This is a genomic window from Microbacterium oxydans (assembly GCF_006540085.1).
Lineage (GTDB): Bacteria > Actinomycetota > Actinomycetes > Actinomycetales > Microbacteriaceae > Microbacterium > Microbacterium oxydans.
The window spans coordinates 1,040,916-1,057,557 of record NZ_BJOG01000001.1 but is presented as its reverse complement, the minus strand read 5'-3'; the positions used below and the strand labels follow the sequence as shown (position 1 = coordinate 1,057,557).

Below are 16,642 nucleotides of genomic sequence, written 5' to 3'. Positions count from 1 at the left end.
CATAGGGACTTCAGGTGCGCCCGAGGATCACGATCGGGCATCGCCCTCGTTCACTGTCGGTTCAGTCGTCGCGCGGGCGCCGACGCAGGCTCTTGACATCCGTGCGCCGCTGCTTCGCCTTCAGCCGGCGCTCCTTCGATCCCCGACTCGGCTTCGTCGCTCGACGCGGCGGAGCGGGCGGACGCAGCGCCTCCTCCACGAGAGCGACGAGTCGATCGCGCGCCGCATCCCGGTTCCGCAGCTGTGCGCGGTGTTCTGAGGCGGCGATCGTCAGCACGCCGTCGACCAGACGACCGCTCAACCGGTCGAGCAGTCGCTCGCGTTGATGCGGTGAGAGCACCGGCGAACGCGCCGCATCCCACACCAGCTCCACACGGGAATCAGCCGTGTTCACGCCCTGACCGCCCGGACCGGACGACCGCGAGAAGCGCCACGACAGCTCGGCCTCGGGGATCGTGAGACCCGACGAGACCCGCAGACCGGGGCGATGAGCGGAGGGCATACCTCCATCATCGGGCCTCGCGTCGCACTCGCACCGCACCGCACCGCACCGCACCGCACCGCACCGCACCGCACCGCACCGCACCGCACCCCGTTAGCATGGCGAGGACGGCAGGCCGGATTTCGAGCCCGCGGCGCAGCCCGTCACGCGGAGCACGAATGAACTCATACCGGCAGGACGACTGGGCGGCGAGCCCCTCGTATCCGTCGACCGTGAACGAGCCGTACCTGATGGGCACTGGTGTGGTCACCGCCGAAGACACGGGAACCCGTCCGCTCTCTCCCCCGCACAGCCACGCCGACCCGATGCTGGCCTGGTGCTATCGCGGCACGGTGTGGGTGCACCTGCAGGATGCGCGGTGGCGACTCGCTCCCGGTCAGGGCGTATGGATCCCGGCCAACACCCCACACACCGCTCATCACGAGGCGGACTCGACGGGCTGCTACACCTACATCCCCGACTCCGCGCTGATCACCCCGATCGACGGCATCACCCGGGTGCTCGTGCCGCGCGCCGTGCAGGAGATGCTGCTGCACCTCGGCATCAACGACATGCCCACCGACCTGCGCGTGCGCATCCAGTCCGTCCTGATCGAGATGCTCCAACAGCCGCTTCCGGAGGCCGCGAGCGAGTGGGGCGAGGTACCGATGCCCGCCGACGAACGCGTGGCAGCTCTCGTGCAGACCGTGCTCGCCGACCCCGGCGACCCCCGCAGTGCGATCGAGCTGTTCCTCGCCCACGGCCTCCACGAGCGCACGGTGCTGCGCATCTTCCAGAACGACGTCGGCATGAGCTTCGGGCGCTGGCGCACCGGAGTGCGGATGACTCTCGGAGCCCGACTGGTCGTGGACGGCACCCCCATCGGCGCCGCCGCGCACCGCTGCGGCTACGCCACGACGAGCGCCTTCTCCGCCGCATTCAAGGACCGCTTCGGCCTGACCCCGCGACAGCACGTGGCGCGGGTGCATTCCGACGCCGCCCACCAGCTGTACTGGCGCTGACGGCACGGCATTCCCGGTCGCCCGACGGTCGATCCGACCGGCGTTTGTCGGTTCCGCGATACAAGTCGTCGCTCCCGCGACACTGAGCGCGCCATCCGCGTTCTAGCATCATTCTGTTAGGGCATGCTTACCTAACTTCTCGCCGCGTCGATGCGGCAACACCCTCCCCCCTTCCCGAAGGAGAACCATGTCGCACGCTTCTGCGCGCCCGAAGATCCGCCGAGGCTCCGCCCTCGTCGCCGCGGCCGTCGCCGCCGCCCTCACGCTGGCCGGGTGCTCGACCGCGCCCGGTGAAGCTGCCGATTCGGCGCCCACCGCAACCGACGGCGTGGTGATCGAGCACGGCCACGGGAAGACCGTGATCCCCGAGAAGCCGCAGCGCATCGTCACCCTCGGCTGGATGACGGCCGACATCGTCGCCGCCCTCGGCACCAACCCCGTGGGCATGGAAGAGGTGTGGGGCGCGGGCGAGAGCGGCTACCAGCCCTGGTTCGAGGACTACGTCACCGAAGAGTACGGCGAGACGCCCGAGATCATCCCCTTCCTCGAAGACGGCCCCAACTACGAGGCCATCAAGGAGCTCAAGCCCGACCTGATCCTGAGCCTGTACTCGGGCATCTCCGACATCGAGTACGAGCGCCTGACCGAGATCGCCCCGACCGTCCCCTACATCGAAGGTCCGTGGAACCCCGGCACGTGGGAGGACATGACCCGCACGGTCGGCAAGGCACTGTCGGAGGAGAAGAAGGCCGACGAGCTGATCGCTGAGACCGAGGAGCAGATCACCACCCTCGCCGGCGAGCACCCCGAGTTCCAGGACAAGACCTTCGTCTGGGGCCTGACACTGAACGAGGGCGGCACCGACCTGGGCGTCTACCTCGAGTACGACCCCCGCGTGCGCATCACCGAGGCCCTCGGATTCACGTCCACCTCGGCGATGGACAGCTTCCTCAAGACCGCCGAGGGCGACAACTGGTACACCGGCGTCAGCCTCGAGAAGCTCTACGACGTCCAGGCCGACCTGTTCGCCGCGTGGGGCGGCAGCGCCGACGAGGGGAAGTACACCGTCGAGAACAAGGTCGTCTCCCGCTGGAACCCGATCGCGAACGGTTCGTACGTGATCTACGCCGACGACGCCGAGGCCTCCGCCATCAGCGCACCCACCGTGCTCTCGCTGAAGTACATCCTGCCGAAGTACGTCGACGACCTCGCGGGCGCACTGCAGGGCGAGCCGACCATCACCGGCAAGTGACGCACGGGATGTCCCTGACGACAGACGACGTCACGGACGTCTCGAACACGGGTGCGGGGAGTCGCGAAGGCGGCTCCCCGCACCGCAACGGGACGCTCGTTCTGGGACTCGTCATCGCCGCGGGTGTGCTGGTGATCGCCGCCATCGCCTCGCTCGCCGTCGGCGCCCGCGCGATCGACCCTGTCACCGTCCTGCAGTCGCTCTTCACCTACGACGACGAGAACCCGCTGCACCTGATGGTCATGGAGCTGCGCGTGCCCCGCACCCTGCTCGGCATCGTCGTGGGCGCGGCTCTCGCCGTGTGCGGCGGACTGATCCAGGCCTTCACCCGCAACCCGCTCGCCGACCCCGGCATCCTCGGGGTCAACGCCGGTGCGTCGTTCGCCGTCACGTTCGCCGTCGGCGTGCTCGGGTTCACCACCCCCGGCGCCTACGTGCCCTTCGCCCTCGGCGGCGCCTTCGTGCTCACCATGCTCGTGTACATCCTCGGTTCCTTCGGCGCCTCGGGTGCGACCCCGATGAAGCTCACCCTCGCTGGGGTGGCCCTGGGCGCCGCCTTCACCGGGTTCACCACCGCCATCGTGCTGCGCGACACCAGCACGCTTCAGGTCATGCGGTTCTGGGGCGTCGGCTCTATCGGCGGACGCACGATCGACCAGCTCACCTGGGCCGTGCCGCTGATCGTCGCCGGGCTGCTGATCGGCCTGTTGTGCGCGCGTTCCCTGAACGCCCTGGCTCTCGGGGACGACCTGGCGCAGGCCCTCGGCGCTCGCGTGCGGGTGACCCGCATCCTCGTCATCATCGCCGTGACCCTGCTGGCGGGAACCAGCGTCGCCGCCGCCGGACCCATCGCTTTCGTCGGACTCATGATCCCCCACATCGTGCGCTGGTTCACCGGACCCGATCAACGCTGGGTACTCGCGTACTCGATGATCATCGGCCCCGCCTTCCTGCTCCTCGCCGACATCCTGGGCCGCATCGTGCTCCCGAACGGGGAGATGCGCGTCGGGATCGTCACCGCCCTCCTCGGAGCCCCGATCCTGATCGTGCTCGTTCGCCGCAAGCGGGTGAGCGGGCTGTGAGCATCGATCAGAAGCCGGTCACCGCGTCGGGAACGCCAGCGCGGCCGACCGACGTCGCGCCCGTCGACCACGGTCGGCGCCTGTTCCGGATCGAGACCGCGCGCGTCGCGACCCTCATCCCGGTGCGCTCCGTGGTCGTGTGCCTCATCCTCCTCGTCGTGATCGTCGGAGCCGGCCTCTTCTCCATGACGCTCGGCGCCTACGAGGTCGACTTCGCGGCCGTCATCCGGGCGATCTTCGATCCCTCCTCAGACCCCGACATCCGCCAGGTGGTCGTCGAATGGCGCCTGCCCCGGGTGCTGTTCGCCGTACTGTGCGGCGCTGCCCTGGCCCTCGCCGGTGGCATCTTCCAGTCCCTCACGCGCAACCCGCTCGGCTCCCCGGACATCATCGGCTTCGGCATCGGGGCCCAGTTCGGTGTGACGCTCGTGATGGTCGTGCTCGAACTGAACACCTACATGTTCAAGGCGGTCGGCGCACTCATCGGCGGCCTGTTGACTGCACTTCTCGTCTACGTGCTGGCGAACAAGAACACGATGTCGTCGTTCCGGCTCATCATCGTCGGCATCGGCGTCTCGGCAGGACTCGGCTCCCTCACCTCGTGGATCCTGATCTCGGTCAGTGTCGAGAAGGCGATGATGGCGGCGACCTGGGGGGCAGGTTCGATCGCCTCGCTCGGGTTCGACCAGCTGATCCCGGCGACTCTCGTGTTCGCGATCGTCATGCTCCTGTCCCTCCCGCTCGCCCGCACGCTCCCGGTGCTCGAGATGGGCGACGACGCAGCGACCGCCCTCGGCATCAGTCCCGGACGCACCCGCCTCGCGGCGATGGTGTTCGGCGTTGCCCTGGTCGCGCTCGTCACCGCCGCCGCCGGACCCATATCGTTCATCGCTCTCGCCGCCCCGCAGATCTCGCAGCGCCTCACCCGCTCGAACACCCCGATGGGCACCGTGCCCGTGATGCTGACCGGGGCCGCGCTCGTCGTCGTGTCGGACGCCGTCGCCCAGCTCGTCGCCGTGCCCGTCGGCGTCGTGACGGTCTCGGTCGGCGGCATCTACCTCGCCTGGCTGCTGGCCGCCCAGTACGCGCGCCGCACCTGAAAGGAACACCCATGACCGCTTCGCTGCTGGCTCGCGACATCACGCTGGGCTACGGAGACACCCCCATCATCTCCGAGCTGACCCTCGAGGTACCGGACGACTCGTTCACGATCATCATCGGACCGAACGCGTGCGGCAAGTCCACCCTGCTGCGCGGATTCGCCCGGCTGCTGCGCCCGAGCACCGGGGCCGTCCTGCTCGACGGCGACGAGCTGCGCTCGCTCAAGCCGAAGGAAGCCGCTCGCAAGCTGGGCCTTCTCCCCCAGTCGTCCATCGCGCCAGACGGCATCACGGTCGCCGATCTCGTCGGTCGCGGACGCTTCCCGCATCAGAGCGCCATGCGCACGTGGAGCAGCGCCGACGAGCGTGCGGTGTCTGAGGCCATGGCCGCCACCGGGGTCACGGATCTCTCACGGCGCCTGGTGGAAGAGCTCTCCGGCGGGCAGCGACAGCGCGTCTGGGTGGCGATGGCCCTCGCCCAGCAGACCAAGCACCTGCTGCTCGACGAGCCGACGACCTTCCTCGACATCGCGCACCAGATCGACCTGATGGAGCTGTTCGCCGACCTGCACCGCGAGGGCACGACGCTCGTCGCCGTGCTGCACGACCTCAACCACGCCGCTCGCTACGCCACGCACCTCGTGGCGATGCGCGACGGGGCCATCGTGGCGCAGGGAGACCCGCGCGAGATCATCACCGCCGAGCTCGTGCACGCCGTGTACGACCTGCCCTGCAAGGTGATCACCGACCCCGTCTCAGGCACCCCGCTCGTGCTGCCGCTCGGACGGCGGACACCGTGACGTCCCCCAAGACATCCCCCACGACGTCCACTCCGCGGAAGCTGTTCGGGATCGCGCTGAGATCGGGGGGGTCGCGGGATCGCCCTCACCGGAGCGACGGCGCTGCTCATCGTGCACGCGCTCGCCGAGGCGACGATCCCCGTCATCATCGGAGCGACGATAGACCGCGCCGTACTTCCCGCAGACCCCGCCGCGCTCGCCCTCTGGCTCGGCGTGCTCGTCGGAACGTTCCTCGTGCTGACCGTGAGCTATCAGTCGGCCTCCCGGCTCATGGTCTCGGTCTACGGGTACGGCGAGCAGGCGCTCCGTCACCTCGCGCTGTCGCGGATGCTGCGACCCCGGCTCTCCCGTCGCACGGTGACCCCCGGCGAGGCGCTCACCTTCGTCACATCCGACACCTATCGCGTCGCCGGCGTCGCCTGGTCAGTGGCGCAGCAATGCTCCACGATCGCCGCGATCATCGGAGCCGGACTCGCGATGCTGGTGATCTCGCCCGTCGCGACACTCGTCGTGTTCGGCTCGACCATCGCGATGATGTTCGTGATGCAGGTCGTCTCCCGTCCGCTCGAGCGTCGCGGGTTCGCTGAGCAGCACGCGGCGACCGAGGCCGGCGCCGTGGCCGCCGACTTCATGAGCGGATTCCGCGTGCTCGTGGGTATCGGTGCCCGGGATGAGGCCGTGCGGCGTTACGTCGCCGCGAGCGACACCTCCCGACGCGCGGCGACGGCAGCCGGCCGATCCCTCGCCTCCTACGAAGCGGTGAGCGGCACATTGGCCGCGATCGCGACGACCGCGTTGGCGGGCATGTCGGCATGGTTCGCCGCCGAGGGCCGCATCAGCATCGGTGAACTGGTGACCGTGCTCGGCCTCGCCCAGTTCATCAGCGGATACCTCGCGTATGCGGGGTCGTTCCCCTCGAACTGGATCCACAAACTCGCCTCCGCCAAGCGCCTCGCCGAGATGATCGACGCCGAGGATCTGCTGGATCCGCCGCCCGCATCGCCCGCATCGGCAGGTCCGGCGGGACAGGTGGTGCTGGCTTTCCACACGGACTCGGGTTCGCCGCGCGTCGAGGTGCGCGAGCGGGAGCTCCTCGGTGTCCGCCCTGCCGACAGCGACACGGCCAGGGCCCTCTCCCGGATGCTCGGCCTGCGGACCCGTGTCGACCGAGGCCGTGTCCACCTCGCGGTCGACGGAGAACTCCGAGACCTGGCCGACCTCGACCCGGTGGAATACCGGCATCGGGTCGTCGCCCCTCCGCATGGGCAGACGATCGTGAGCGGCTCTCTCCGCGAGGCCGTGCGTGGGCACGGGCGGGACGAGCCCACGCACCCGCCCTTCATCGAGATGGCAGCCCTCCACGACACGGTGGTGCAGGTCGGCGGCTGGGAAGCGCAGGTCGGGGAAGCCGGGAGACGTCTCTCGGGCGGACAACGGCAGCGCATCGGCATCGCCCGCGCCCTGCACGCACAGGCCGACGTGCTCGTGCTCGACGAACCGACCTCCGCCGTCGACGCCCTCACCGAGGCGCACATCGCCCGCGCCCTGGCAGAACACACCGGGACCGTGATCGTGATCACCACTTCGCCGATTCTGCTCGGCGCCTGCGACCGAGTCGTCGACGTTCCCTCCGGCGGATCGGAGGTGCAGCATGGGTGACCCGGTCTCGACCTCCCCTCTGCTGCCGATCGCCTCCAGCGCTCGGGTACGGGCCGTCATCGGTGCGCTTCTGCGCCGGCATCCCGGCCGCACGGCAGCCGTCGCCGCGCTCTTCCTCGCGGCCTCCGTCCTCGGAATCGTGATGCCCGCCTGCCTGGGCCGCATCGTCGATGCCGTCTCGTCAGACGCAGGCTTCGCGAGCATCGCCGGCTGGGTCGTCGGAGCGGGACTGGGCGCCATCGGTGCGGCCGTGGTGATGCTGTGGGCCGTGCGGGTGCTCACCGGTCTGGTGCAGGACATGCTCGCGGCACTGCGCGAGGACGTGTTCGCCTCGGCGATGAGTCTTCCGGTGAGCACGGTCGACGACGGCGAGAGCGCCGACCTGCTCTCCCGCGTGACCGGCGATGTCGATGCGGTGGCCGAGGCCGGAGGGAACGTGGCCCCGACCCTGCTGTCCGCCGCATTCGCGATCGCCGTGTCGGTGTTCGCACTGACCGCGCTCGATCCCCGGCTCGCCCTCGCCGGACTCGCCTCCGCACCGTTCTACGTGCTCGGCACCCGGGCGTTCCTCCGCAGGTCGCGCGTCGTGTTCCGCGAAGTGCGGGTGCGCGAAGCCGCGCGCAGTCAGGCCGTACTCGATGCGGTCGAAGGTATCGAGACGCTCACCGCGTTCAACGAGCAGGAGCCGGCGCTGGAGCGGGTGCGAGAGCGCGCAGAGGCCTCGATCCGGAAGCAGATCGAGGGCGTGCGAGTGACCAACCGGCTGTTCCGCTGGATCAACGGCGGCGAGCTCGTCGGCCTCGCCGCGATCCTCGGCACCGGGTTCCTGCTGCAGTCGGCCGGCGCGGTCACGGTGGGCGCCGTCACCACCGCAGCGCTGCTGTTCCACCGTCTGTTCGGTCCCGTGGGGCAGTTGATCTTCGGACTCGACGACATCCAACGCGCGACCATCGGCCTGGCGCGACTCGTCGGCGTGATCGACCTCGCGCCGTCGACTATCGCCTCGGATCGGCGAGCGGACGCGGCAGCACGGGCATCGGAGGAATCAGCGTCATCAGCGGGGATCGAGGTGCGCGACGTGACGTTCCGCTATCCGACCACCGGCCGGGGGATCCACGACGTGAACCTGCGGGTCGAGCCGGGCACCACGGCGGCGCTGGTGGGCACTTCGGGGTCGGGCAAGAGCACACTCGCGCGCGTGGTCGCCGGCCACCACCCACCGACCTCTGGCAGCGTGCACCTCGCCTCCCGCACGTCGGCCCCGTACTACCTGTCGCAGGAGCTGCATCACTTCCGGGGCACGATCGCCGACAATCTGAGGCTCATCGCTCCGGAGGCGAGCGACGACGAGATGATCGCGGCGCTGCAGGCTGTCGGAGCGCAGTGGGCCGTCGATGCCATGGTCCGCGAGAACGTGGAGCCTTCCGAGGAGGCTGTCGTGCCCTTGGACGAGGGACGCATCCAGCAGCTCGCCGTCGCACGGGCCTTCCTCGCCGACCCGGACATCGTGATCCTCGACGAGGCCACCGCCGACGTCGGGCTCCACCATCGAGAAGCCGTGGAAGAGGCGATCGCCGTGCTGCGCGAAGGACGCACCGCTCTGCTCATCGCGCACCGGCTGCAGCAGGCCGTCACCGCCGAGCAGATCGTCGTGTTCGCCGATGGCAGGGCTACGCAGCGCGGCACGCATGAGGAGCTCCTCGCCACCGACGGGCTCTATCGCGACTCCTGGCTGGCGCAGACTCGCGCCTCAGTCGCGACAGCGAACCCGACCGGTCTCTCCCCCGCCACAGACACCACCCCCGCCGAAGAGACCACCCCCACCACAGAGACCACCCCCACCACAGAGACGGAGACTCCGTGAGCATCCACCGCGGCATCGTCAGCAGCACCACCACCCTCACGCCGACCCTGGTCCGCGTCACGCTCGGCGGCGAGGGCGTCGCCGAGTTCCTCAGCACCGGCATCGGCGACGAGTACGTGCGGGTCTTCTTCCCACACGGCGACGACCCGATGGATGTCTCGCTGCCGGTGCCCGCGGGCGACTGGTGGGAGACACCGGAGGGAGCGCCAGAGGCACCGATGCGCACCTACACGATCAGCGGAGTGCGCCCGGACGCCGGTGAGCTCGACATCGACTTCGTGATCCACGAGGCGGGTGTCGCCGGTCCCTGGGCCGCCCGCGCGCAGCCGGGTCATGTGCTCGGGCTGAACTCCCCCACCGGCCTGTACTCGCCGCCGGAGGGCATCACGTGGCAGGTGCTCGTCGCCGACCTCACCGGGCTTCCGGCCGTGGCGCGCATCATCGCCGAAGCACCTCGGGGCGTGCGCACGCGGGTCGTGCTCGAAGTGCCGAGCGAGTCGGACCGCATAGGTCTGGAGGCGGGGGCGGATGTCGAGGTCACCTGGGTGGTCGGCGGCAACGGTCACGGCCCCAGCGCACTCGGCCCGCTCGTGCGCGGCATCGTCGACGACCGGCTCCCCCTCGATGAGGGCTATGTGTGGGTGGCCGGCGAGACCGTCGCGCTGCGCGAAGTGCGCAAGTATCTGCGCAAGGAGCTCGGCCTGCCCGCGACCCGCTTCAAGGTTGTCGGCTACTGGACGCCGGTCGCTGCGTGGGACGAGAAGTTCGCCGCGCTGCCCGAGTCGGTGCAGCAGGAGCTGGATGCGATCTGGGCCGAGTCCGAGGACGACGAGCCCGAGGACGTGCAGGTGCGTTTCGAGGAGCGCTTGGACCAGCTCGGGTTGTGACGACGGCATCTCAGCGGACGCGAGGCTGCGCCGAACCTTCTGGAGTGGACGCGACGGCGGGAGTCGAACCCGCAACGCCATCAGGTATGAGCTGAGGCCCGGGACCGCCCGGATCGCCGCGATGGGAATGACGTTACCCGGCCGTGATCTGACCCGCCAGGACCGTTGCCTGGGATAACACTATGAGTCCGCGGATGACACGCCGCGGCCGAAACCCAGACGCCGCGGCGCACCATCGGCGTGTCCAGCCTCGACACACCGCACACATCACGTTCGGTCTGGGTTTTGGCCGCGGCAGCCGCGGGCAGAAGACTCAGCGCCGGAGGGAGTCGTCGAACGGGTTCGGCTCGAGCGTGTAGTCGGTCGAGGCGTCCGACCAGGTCCCGCCATCCGCAGGTGTCCTGCGCCGTCGAAGCACACCGAGCGCTCGCGTCGCCGGGGCGCCCACCGCGAGCGCCACCGAGCCCCGCACCGTGCGATCTTCGACCCCGAGCACGCTCGCCCGGTGCCAGGCCTCGTGCAGCGATCCGCCTCGTGCCGCCGGCACCCGCCGCGCAGGCAGTGCCCCGGAGCGCCGAAGCGCCACGAGCTGCTCGACACGCTCCCACCACGTCGACTCGTTCTCGGGATGGAAGTAGTTGTCGCGCAGCCAGTCGGGGTGCGGATGCCGGAAGCGCCCCGCCACGACCTCGCTGCGACCGCCGAGCAGCCCACTTCCCACGAACACCGTGTTCAGCAGACTCTTGCTCACACCGAACGCATCCAGGGCGATCACGGGCACACCGAGAGCCGTGGCCTCGATCGCGGCGGTGGAGCTCACCGTGACGAGGCCCGCGGCCGTGTCGAGCGCCGTGCTCATCGAGTCGTAGGAGAAGACGAGGTTCTCCGGAAGGCGCGACGGCAGCAACCCCGCGTACGGCTCGCGCTCGAGGTGCGTCTCGGATTCCCCCGGCCGCGACCGCAGCTTCACCACCACCCGGCGGCCCGGCTCGGCCTCGGCCGCGCGCACGAGCATGGCCGCGATCTCGGCGCGCTGGTCTTTCGCGAGGGGGACGAGGGCCTGCGCGGCGAAGACGATGTCCGTGGCCGGCGGCTTGACCGGAGCGGTCCGCGGGGGGCGTTCGGCGACCGCGACACCGGCGCCCAGCGCCGCGAAACCGCTGCCCCACGCCGCCGCCGCATCGACGGCGAGTCGTTCCGAGCGCAGCATCCGCTGCCGTCGCCGGGCGAACGGAAGGGTCGCGAGCGCCACGGGCGTCCGCACCCCGATCCGGCGCCCGAGCTCTTCGAAGGCACGCACCTCGCGGTGGGAGTGCACCACCAGCAGGTCGGTGTGGCGGCGATAGTCGAGCGCCCCGCGCTGGGCGGGGATCGCCATACCGGGCAGCCCCGAGACCGTGACCGGCCGATGCTCCAACGTGTCGATCACGCGCCCCATCAGCCGCACGAACGGTCCACGCCCCGCGAGCAGGACCACGTCCGGGCGCTGTTCGGCCAGCCAGCCCTCCGTCTGCGCGAACCCGATGCGGGTGACGTCATCCGGCCCGAGCGTCGTGCCGGCGAGAGCCGTGCGCTGCTGCTCGGCGCTGGCCGTGAGCGGTGTGCGCACGAGCAGCAGGTGAGGGCGCACACCGGGCACGGAACCGAGAAGGGAGGCGGCCCACTTCACGAACGAGTCGGCGTCCGCGATGGCGACGACGCGGATGCCGCTGGTTACCGTCATGCCGGCACGCGGCGCAGCTTCGCCATCGGCGCACGCTCACTGTCGAACACCCGCTTGACCCCGTCGCCGGTCGCGCGCTCGATCACCCGGATATCGCGCACGAGGTGCTCCAGCCCCGTCGGCTCGAGCGATGCCGCGTGGTCGGACCCCCACATCGTGCGGTCGAGCGTGATGTGCCGCTCGACCGCGACGGCTCCTATGGCCACTGCAGCGAGCGAGATCTGCAGCCCGCGCTCGTGGCCCGAGTAGCCGACGGGCACGCCGGGGTAGCGGTCGCGCAGCGTGGCGATCACCCGCAGGTTCGCCTCCTCGGGCTCCAGCGGGTAGGTCGAGGTCGCGTGCATGAGCACCACGCGATCGGTGCCGAGGGTCTCCAGCGCTCGGTCGATCTGCTCGATGGTCGACATGCCGGTGGAGAGGATCACGGGTTTGCCGGTCTCCCGCAACGCGATCAGCAGCTCGGTGTCGGTGAGACTGGCCGACGCGACCTTGTGCGCCACGACGTTGAGATCCTCCAGGAACTCGACGCTGGGCACGTCCCAGGGAGAGGCGAACCAGTCCAGACCGCGCATGGTCGCGTAGTCGCCGATCTCGATGTACTCCTCACGACCGAACTCGACCCGCCGGCGGTAGTCGAGGTAGCTCATCACACCCCAGGGCGTCTCGCGGGGGACGTCGCGCATGTGCTCAGGAGTCGAGATCTCCGGAGTCCGCTTCTGGAACTTCACCGCGTCGGCGCCGGCCCGAGCCGCGACGTCGATGAGCTTCTTCGCGATGTCGACGTCGCCGTTGTGATTGAGGCCGATCTCCGCGATGACGTAGGCCGGACGACCGCCGCCGATCACTCGCGAGCCGATGCTGACAGTCATGATTCCTCCGGTGTTCGAGCGTTGGTGCAACCGCTCCCTCCTGACTACGGGCCGAGGATGAACACCGGGAGACCGCCGGGTTACCGGCATAGGTCAGCTCGACAACACCCGTTCGATCAGCTCGCGCACGGCGCCCTCTCCGCCCCGGCGGCGCAGGACGACACGAGCCTCTTCGATCACCAGCGGGTGCGCGTTCGCGACCGCGACCGGCCACCCCACGATCCGCAAGGCCGGCAGGTCGTTGACGTCGTTGCCGAGATACGCGATGTCGGCGAGCGGCACCCCGTTCTCGCGCGACCAGGCGCGCAGTGCGCTCTCCTTGTCGTCGATGCCGTGCAGCACGGGCACCCTGAGCTTGTCTGCACGAGCACGCACCACCGGGTTGACCTCGGTCGACAGGATCAGCAGCGGCACACCGGCCCGACGCAGGAGCGCGACACCCATGCCGTCTTCCCGACTGACCCGCACGCGCTCCCCGCCGTCGGCATCGATGATGGCGGTGTCGTCCGTGTGCACGCCGTCGAAGTCGGTGACCACCGCGCGCACCGGGATGGGCTCAGGCACGTCGTGCAGAGCGGCGAGCGCACGGGCGACACGGAGCTGCTCTGCATCGTCGATCTCGATCGCGGTCCACTCCGGCACGGGGGCGATGCGGATCCTGCCGAAGAAGCGATGTCTGCTCGCCCGGAAGCCGGAAGCCCGGAACACGTAGAACGCCCCGGTCTCGAGGTGGTGGGGCTCGCGATCCTGCCTTCGCGGGCGGTGTGCGGCCTCGTGGTTGATCGCCGCAGCCTCACCGTGTTCGTCCTCCCGCCACAGGAACCCGTACGTCTCATGCGCCGCGAAGACACTGTCGGCACGGTCGGCGCGAACCTCCTCCACGGCGGCGGCGAGCGCATCACTGGGGATGAACGGCGACGTCGCCTGCAGGAACGCCACGACATCGACGCTGTCGCCGCTCGCTTCGAGCGCGTCGAGGACATGCAGAATCGCGCTCTCCGAGGTCGCGGTGTCTCCCGCGAGCTCCGCGGGGCGGCGGACCACTCTGGCACCCGCGGCAGTCGCCAGCGCGGCGATCTCGTCATCGTCGGTCGAGACCACGACCAGGTCGATGCCCGCGGCACGGGCGGCCGCGCGCACGGCGCGCTCGACCAGCGGCACGCCGCCGACGCGCTGCAGATTCTTGCGCGGCACCTGCTTCGATCCGCCGCGTGCCGGGATGATCGCCACTGTGAGGGGCCTCTGCTCGTCCATCGTCCCTGTCCTCCTCGTCGTCGCCATCGCCATCGCCATCATCGTCCGCGCGCCGCCCGCCAGACGCGCCCCGCACGCCGCCGCGCACCGAGGGCGTGCAGTCGCCACTCCTCGATCCTGCCCACACCTCCGGCGGGTCGCAGTGCACGACGCACGGCGTTCTCGACCGGCGCGCCGGGTAGCCGCAGCTCGGCGAGCCTTCGTGGCGAGAAGTACCGATTCCGCTCGGCCGGGTCGAGATCGTGCAGCAGCTCCTCGGCCCGCCCCCGCAGATGTCCGGCGATCTTCGGCTGCATGGCATAACCGACCGCGTCGATCAGCAGCTGGAGTCGGGCGGGGTCGGCGTAGGGCGAGCCCTCGCGCGTCATGGCGTCCACCAGAGTCACGGGAATCCGGTTGCTGTTCTCGAACGGCTTCAGTGCCGCGAGCACCGCGTCATTGCCGGCCGACCCGATCGCGCGTCCGAAGAGCGTGTGCACGGTCGGCAGCGCAGTGGAGAACCCGGCGACGACGGCCAGGGCATCGATCCGTTCGGCGAGCAGCTCCGCCGCGAGCGGACCGCGATACTCGACGAAGTCGATGCCCTGCTCGCTCGCTCGCGCCCCGACGGCCGCCGTCACGAGAGGCGGCGCGCCCGGATGCGGCTTGAACACGATGCGCCGTGGTCGCCACTGCGCCGCACGGTCGATCAGACGCTGCTGCAGGTCGATCTCCTCGGCCACCGAGACCAGACCGAGCGCCGACAGGTACTGGCCGAGCACGAGCACCGTCGACGGGGAAGCCTCAGGGAGGGAAGACCCCCCTGTGTCCGTCTCTCGCAGGACCGCGGCGAACGACGCCGGCGGCACCGGCACGATCCGCGCACCCGGCGATCCCACGAGAGGCTCGACGCCCGGCACGACGTCGGCATGGACGACTCGCTCGATGCGTGCGGCGACGGGATAGGGCACCCGCACCCGCATGGGCGCATAGGTCATCAGCCCGTCCCCGATGATCGTGATCCGCGCCCGGGGGAACAGCGCCATCAACGTCCTGGCGGGCGCCACCTGCGGGCTCTGCACGAACAGTTCCAGATCGCGAGGGTCCACACCCCACGCGCGCGCGAACAGGCGCTCGAGCATCGGGAGATCAGCGGCCTTCGGCTCCCAGGATCGCGGATGCCGCGGCATGAGCATCTCATCCAGCGGCTCCGCGCGGTCGAACCGCGCCCGCAGCGGCCCGAGCGCCGCATCATCCGCGATCCCGGTGACGGTCTCGGGCACCGTCGAGGAGGTGAAGGGCACAAGGATGCGCTCGCCACGGACCTCGTCGTCGATCAGTCCGGCATCCATCGCGGCCACCGCGGTCGCGAGTCCATAGGCGCTGTGCAGCGCGAAGACCTGCGTCATCCGGCACGACCCGCCTGACGGAGGACGCGTGCGAGGACCCGGCGGCGCGGTCCATCGAGGTGGCTCAGCACGACGGCCACCTCATCGGCCGGGAGTCGACGGAGCGTGCGGAGGATCCCCGCGCGCACTGCGCCGCGCAGCTGAGGGCTCATGCGGCGGGCGCGCACGAGGTGGTGGGAGCTGAGGGCGAGCACCGTCCAGACGGCCTTGGGGAGAAACCGCTCCGCCTCGCGATCCCGTTCGACGAGCGAGATGACCTCGTCCATCGCCCTGGCGAAGTCGAGCTGTCTCCGATCTCGGGTCTGGGTGAGCGATGTGGCCACGCCCCGCCGGTAGAGCAGCGCAGGCGCATCGACCACCGCGAACGACTCGGCCTGCAGATGCAGTCGCCAGATCCACGGTCGGTCCTCTGCGGTGAACAGCCCTTCGGTGAACGCCGCCAGGCCACGGTCGATGAGCCGGCGGTGGAAGAGCCCCGCCCAGGCGTACGGGTAGTCGACCATCGTCGATTCGTGCTCCGGCAGGATGGCGTCTCGCGGAGGAACCACCCGGTCGCGCCACGGATACGGCGCCCGGACGAAGGCGCGCGTCCCACCCCTCACCGTGACGTGGTCGGTGCGTACGAAGTCGCAATCGAGCTCTCGCAGCCGCGACGCGAGCACGTCGAGCCGACGCGGCTGCATCCAGTCATCGCCGTCGAGGAAGCAGAAGGCCTCCCCCTCGACGTGCGGCAGTCCCTGGTTGCGGGCCGTCGCCAACCCGCGCGCGGACTCGTTGCGCAGCACCTCGGCGCGGGGGAACCGCTCCGCGTACCGCCGCATGAGAGCACCCGTGTCGTCGCGCGAGCCGTCGTCGATCGCGACCAGCTTCACGGCTCCGAGATCATCGAACTGCCGAGTGAGCGTCTCGAGCGTCGTCCCGATGTACGCGCCGGCGTCCTTCGCGGGCAGGATGACGGTGACGAGGGGTGTGCGCACAGGACTCCAGAACGGGGACGGTGTGCGGGAATGGTCGCAGGCGGTCCTTGCCGGACGGCGACGCGGAGGTGAACGACGGGTGTCCGTGAAGCGCCAGAGACCGTGCACTCGGGAGAAAGGCACTCGGGAGAAAGGCACTGAGGTGTGGTCCCGTACCCGAACGGAACCACACCTCCCAGTGCATCGCACTGCCGAACGAGACACGTTCGGGACGCGGTATCGCAGATGCGACACCGCGTGCCACGCGGCCGACTGACCCCCATCAGATGGCCGCGAGACGCTCA

General features: G+C 70.0%; 14 protein-coding genes and 1 tRNA gene. 8 read left to right on the top strand and 7 right to left on the bottom strand.

Annotated elements, in window-relative coordinates; translation table 11 throughout:
* Positions 1-61: 61 nt before the first annotated feature.
* On the bottom strand, positions 62-502 hold the full coding sequence (arfB, locus tag MOX01_RS05050) for an alternative ribosome rescue aminoacyl-tRNA hydrolase ArfB (protein WP_141368663.1): 441 nt from the start codon (positions 500-502) through the stop codon (positions 62-64).
* A gap of 158 nt (positions 503-660) precedes the next feature.
* On the opposite strand from arfB, the gene MOX01_RS05045 reads away from it, so the two are divergent.
* The 8 genes from MOX01_RS05045 (at position 661) to MOX01_RS05010 (ending at position 10,147) form a co-directional block, all read left to right on the top strand.
* Positions 661-1,503: a helix-turn-helix transcriptional regulator gene (locus MOX01_RS05045; protein WP_141368661.1), complete on the top strand. Its 843-nt coding sequence runs from the start codon at positions 661-663 to the stop codon at positions 1,501-1,503.
* A 187-nt stretch (positions 1,504-1,690) separates the two neighbouring features.
* On the top strand, positions 1,691-2,755 hold the full coding sequence (locus MOX01_RS05040; RefSeq protein ID WP_061016886.1) for an ABC transporter substrate-binding protein: 1,065 nt from the start codon (positions 1,691-1,693) through the stop codon (positions 2,753-2,755).
* 8 nt (positions 2,756-2,763) lie between these two features.
* On the top strand, positions 2,764-3,837 hold the full coding sequence (locus MOX01_RS05035) for a FecCD family ABC transporter permease (protein WP_230977807.1): 1,074 nt from the start codon (positions 2,764-2,766) through the stop codon (positions 3,835-3,837).
* On the top strand, positions 3,834-4,937 hold the full coding sequence (locus MOX01_RS05030) for a FecCD family ABC transporter permease (protein WP_141368657.1): 1,104 nt from the start codon (positions 3,834-3,836) through the stop codon (positions 4,935-4,937). Before MOX01_RS05035 ends, MOX01_RS05030 begins: the two co-directional genes overlap by 4 nt.
* A gap of 11 nt (positions 4,938-4,948) precedes the next feature.
* Positions 4,949-5,737, top strand: coding sequence for an ABC transporter ATP-binding protein (locus tag MOX01_RS05025; protein ID WP_061016883.1), 789 nt, complete (start codon positions 4,949-4,951; stop codon positions 5,735-5,737).
* A gap of 78 nt (positions 5,738-5,815) precedes the next feature.
* Positions 5,816-7,396, top strand: a complete 1,581-nt coding sequence (locus MOX01_RS05020; protein WP_307723492.1) for an ABC transporter transmembrane domain-containing protein — start codon at positions 5,816-5,818, stop codon at positions 7,394-7,396.
* Positions 7,389-9,260, top strand: coding sequence for an ABC transporter ATP-binding protein (locus MOX01_RS05015; protein WP_141368653.1), 1,872 nt, complete (start codon positions 7,389-7,391; stop codon positions 9,258-9,260). The genes MOX01_RS05020 and MOX01_RS05015 overlap by 8 nt, the downstream gene beginning before the upstream one ends.
* Positions 9,257-10,147 (top strand): siderophore-interacting protein, encoded by an 891-nt coding sequence (locus MOX01_RS05010; RefSeq protein ID WP_141368651.1) that lies wholly within the window; start codon positions 9,257-9,259, stop codon positions 10,145-10,147. Before MOX01_RS05015 ends, MOX01_RS05010 begins: the two co-directional genes overlap by 4 nt.
* Positions 10,148-10,192: 45 nt before the next feature.
* Here the strand turns inward: MOX01_RS05010 and MOX01_RS19100 are convergent.
* The 6 genes from MOX01_RS19100 to MOX01_RS04985 form a co-directional block, all read right to left on the bottom strand.
* A tRNA-Met gene (locus tag MOX01_RS19100) sits at positions 10,193-10,268 on the bottom strand.
* Positions 10,269-10,460: 192 nt separating this feature from the next.
* Positions 10,461-11,870, bottom strand: a complete 1,410-nt coding sequence (locus MOX01_RS05005) for a DUF6716 putative glycosyltransferase (protein ID WP_141368649.1) — start codon at positions 11,868-11,870, stop codon at positions 10,461-10,463.
* Entirely contained in the window at positions 11,867-12,739 is an 873-nt protein-coding gene (locus MOX01_RS05000) for an N-acetylneuraminate synthase family protein (RefSeq protein WP_058632547.1), read from the bottom strand. Before MOX01_RS05000 ends, MOX01_RS05005 begins: the two co-directional genes overlap by 4 nt.
* Before the next feature lie 93 nt (positions 12,740-12,832).
* The gene (locus MOX01_RS04995; protein ID WP_141368647.1) at positions 12,833-13,993 is read right to left on the bottom strand and encodes an acylneuraminate cytidylyltransferase; all 1,161 of its coding nucleotides are present in this window, start codon (positions 13,991-13,993) and stop codon (positions 12,833-12,835) included.
* A 38-nt stretch (positions 13,994-14,031) separates the two neighbouring features.
* Entirely contained in the window at positions 14,032-15,381 is a 1,350-nt protein-coding gene (locus tag MOX01_RS04990; RefSeq protein WP_141368645.1) for a polysialyltransferase family glycosyltransferase, read from the bottom strand.
* Positions 15,378-16,358, bottom strand: a complete 981-nt coding sequence (locus MOX01_RS04985) for a glycosyltransferase family 2 protein (RefSeq protein WP_141368643.1) — start codon at positions 16,356-16,358, stop codon at positions 15,378-15,380. The genes MOX01_RS04990 and MOX01_RS04985 overlap by 4 nt, the downstream gene beginning before the upstream one ends.
* Between the last annotated feature and the right edge of the window lie 284 nt (positions 16,359-16,642).

Coding starts and splice junctions, on each gene's coding strand:
- MOX01_RS05035 (WP_230977807.1), top strand. CDS start 2,764: ATGTCCCTGACGACAGACGACGTCACGGACGTCTCGAACACGGGTGCG.
- MOX01_RS05040 (WP_061016886.1), top strand. CDS start 1,691: ATGTCGCACGCTTCTGCGCGCCCGAAGATCCGCCGAGGCTCCGCCCTC.
- MOX01_RS05005 (WP_141368649.1), bottom strand. CDS start 11,870: ATGACGGTAACCAGCGGCATCCGCGTCGTCGCCATCGCGGACGCCGAC.
- MOX01_RS05025 (WP_061016883.1), top strand. CDS start 4,949: ATGACCGCTTCGCTGCTGGCTCGCGACATCACGCTGGGCTACGGAGAC.
- MOX01_RS05045 (WP_141368661.1), top strand. CDS start 661: ATGAACTCATACCGGCAGGACGACTGGGCGGCGAGCCCCTCGTATCCG.
- MOX01_RS05000 (WP_058632547.1), bottom strand. CDS start 12,739: ATGACTGTCAGCATCGGCTCGCGAGTGATCGGCGGCGGTCGTCCGGCC.
- arfB (WP_141368663.1), bottom strand. CDS start 502: ATGCCCTCCGCTCATCGCCCCGGTCTGCGGGTCTCGTCGGGTCTCACG.
- MOX01_RS04990 (WP_141368645.1), bottom strand. CDS start 15,381: ATGACGCAGGTCTTCGCGCTGCACAGCGCCTATGGACTCGCGACCGCG.
- MOX01_RS05015 (WP_141368653.1), top strand. CDS start 7,389: ATGGGTGACCCGGTCTCGACCTCCCCTCTGCTGCCGATCGCCTCCAGC.
- MOX01_RS04995 (WP_141368647.1), bottom strand. CDS start 13,993: ATGGACGAGCAGAGGCCCCTCACAGTGGCGATCATCCCGGCACGCGGC.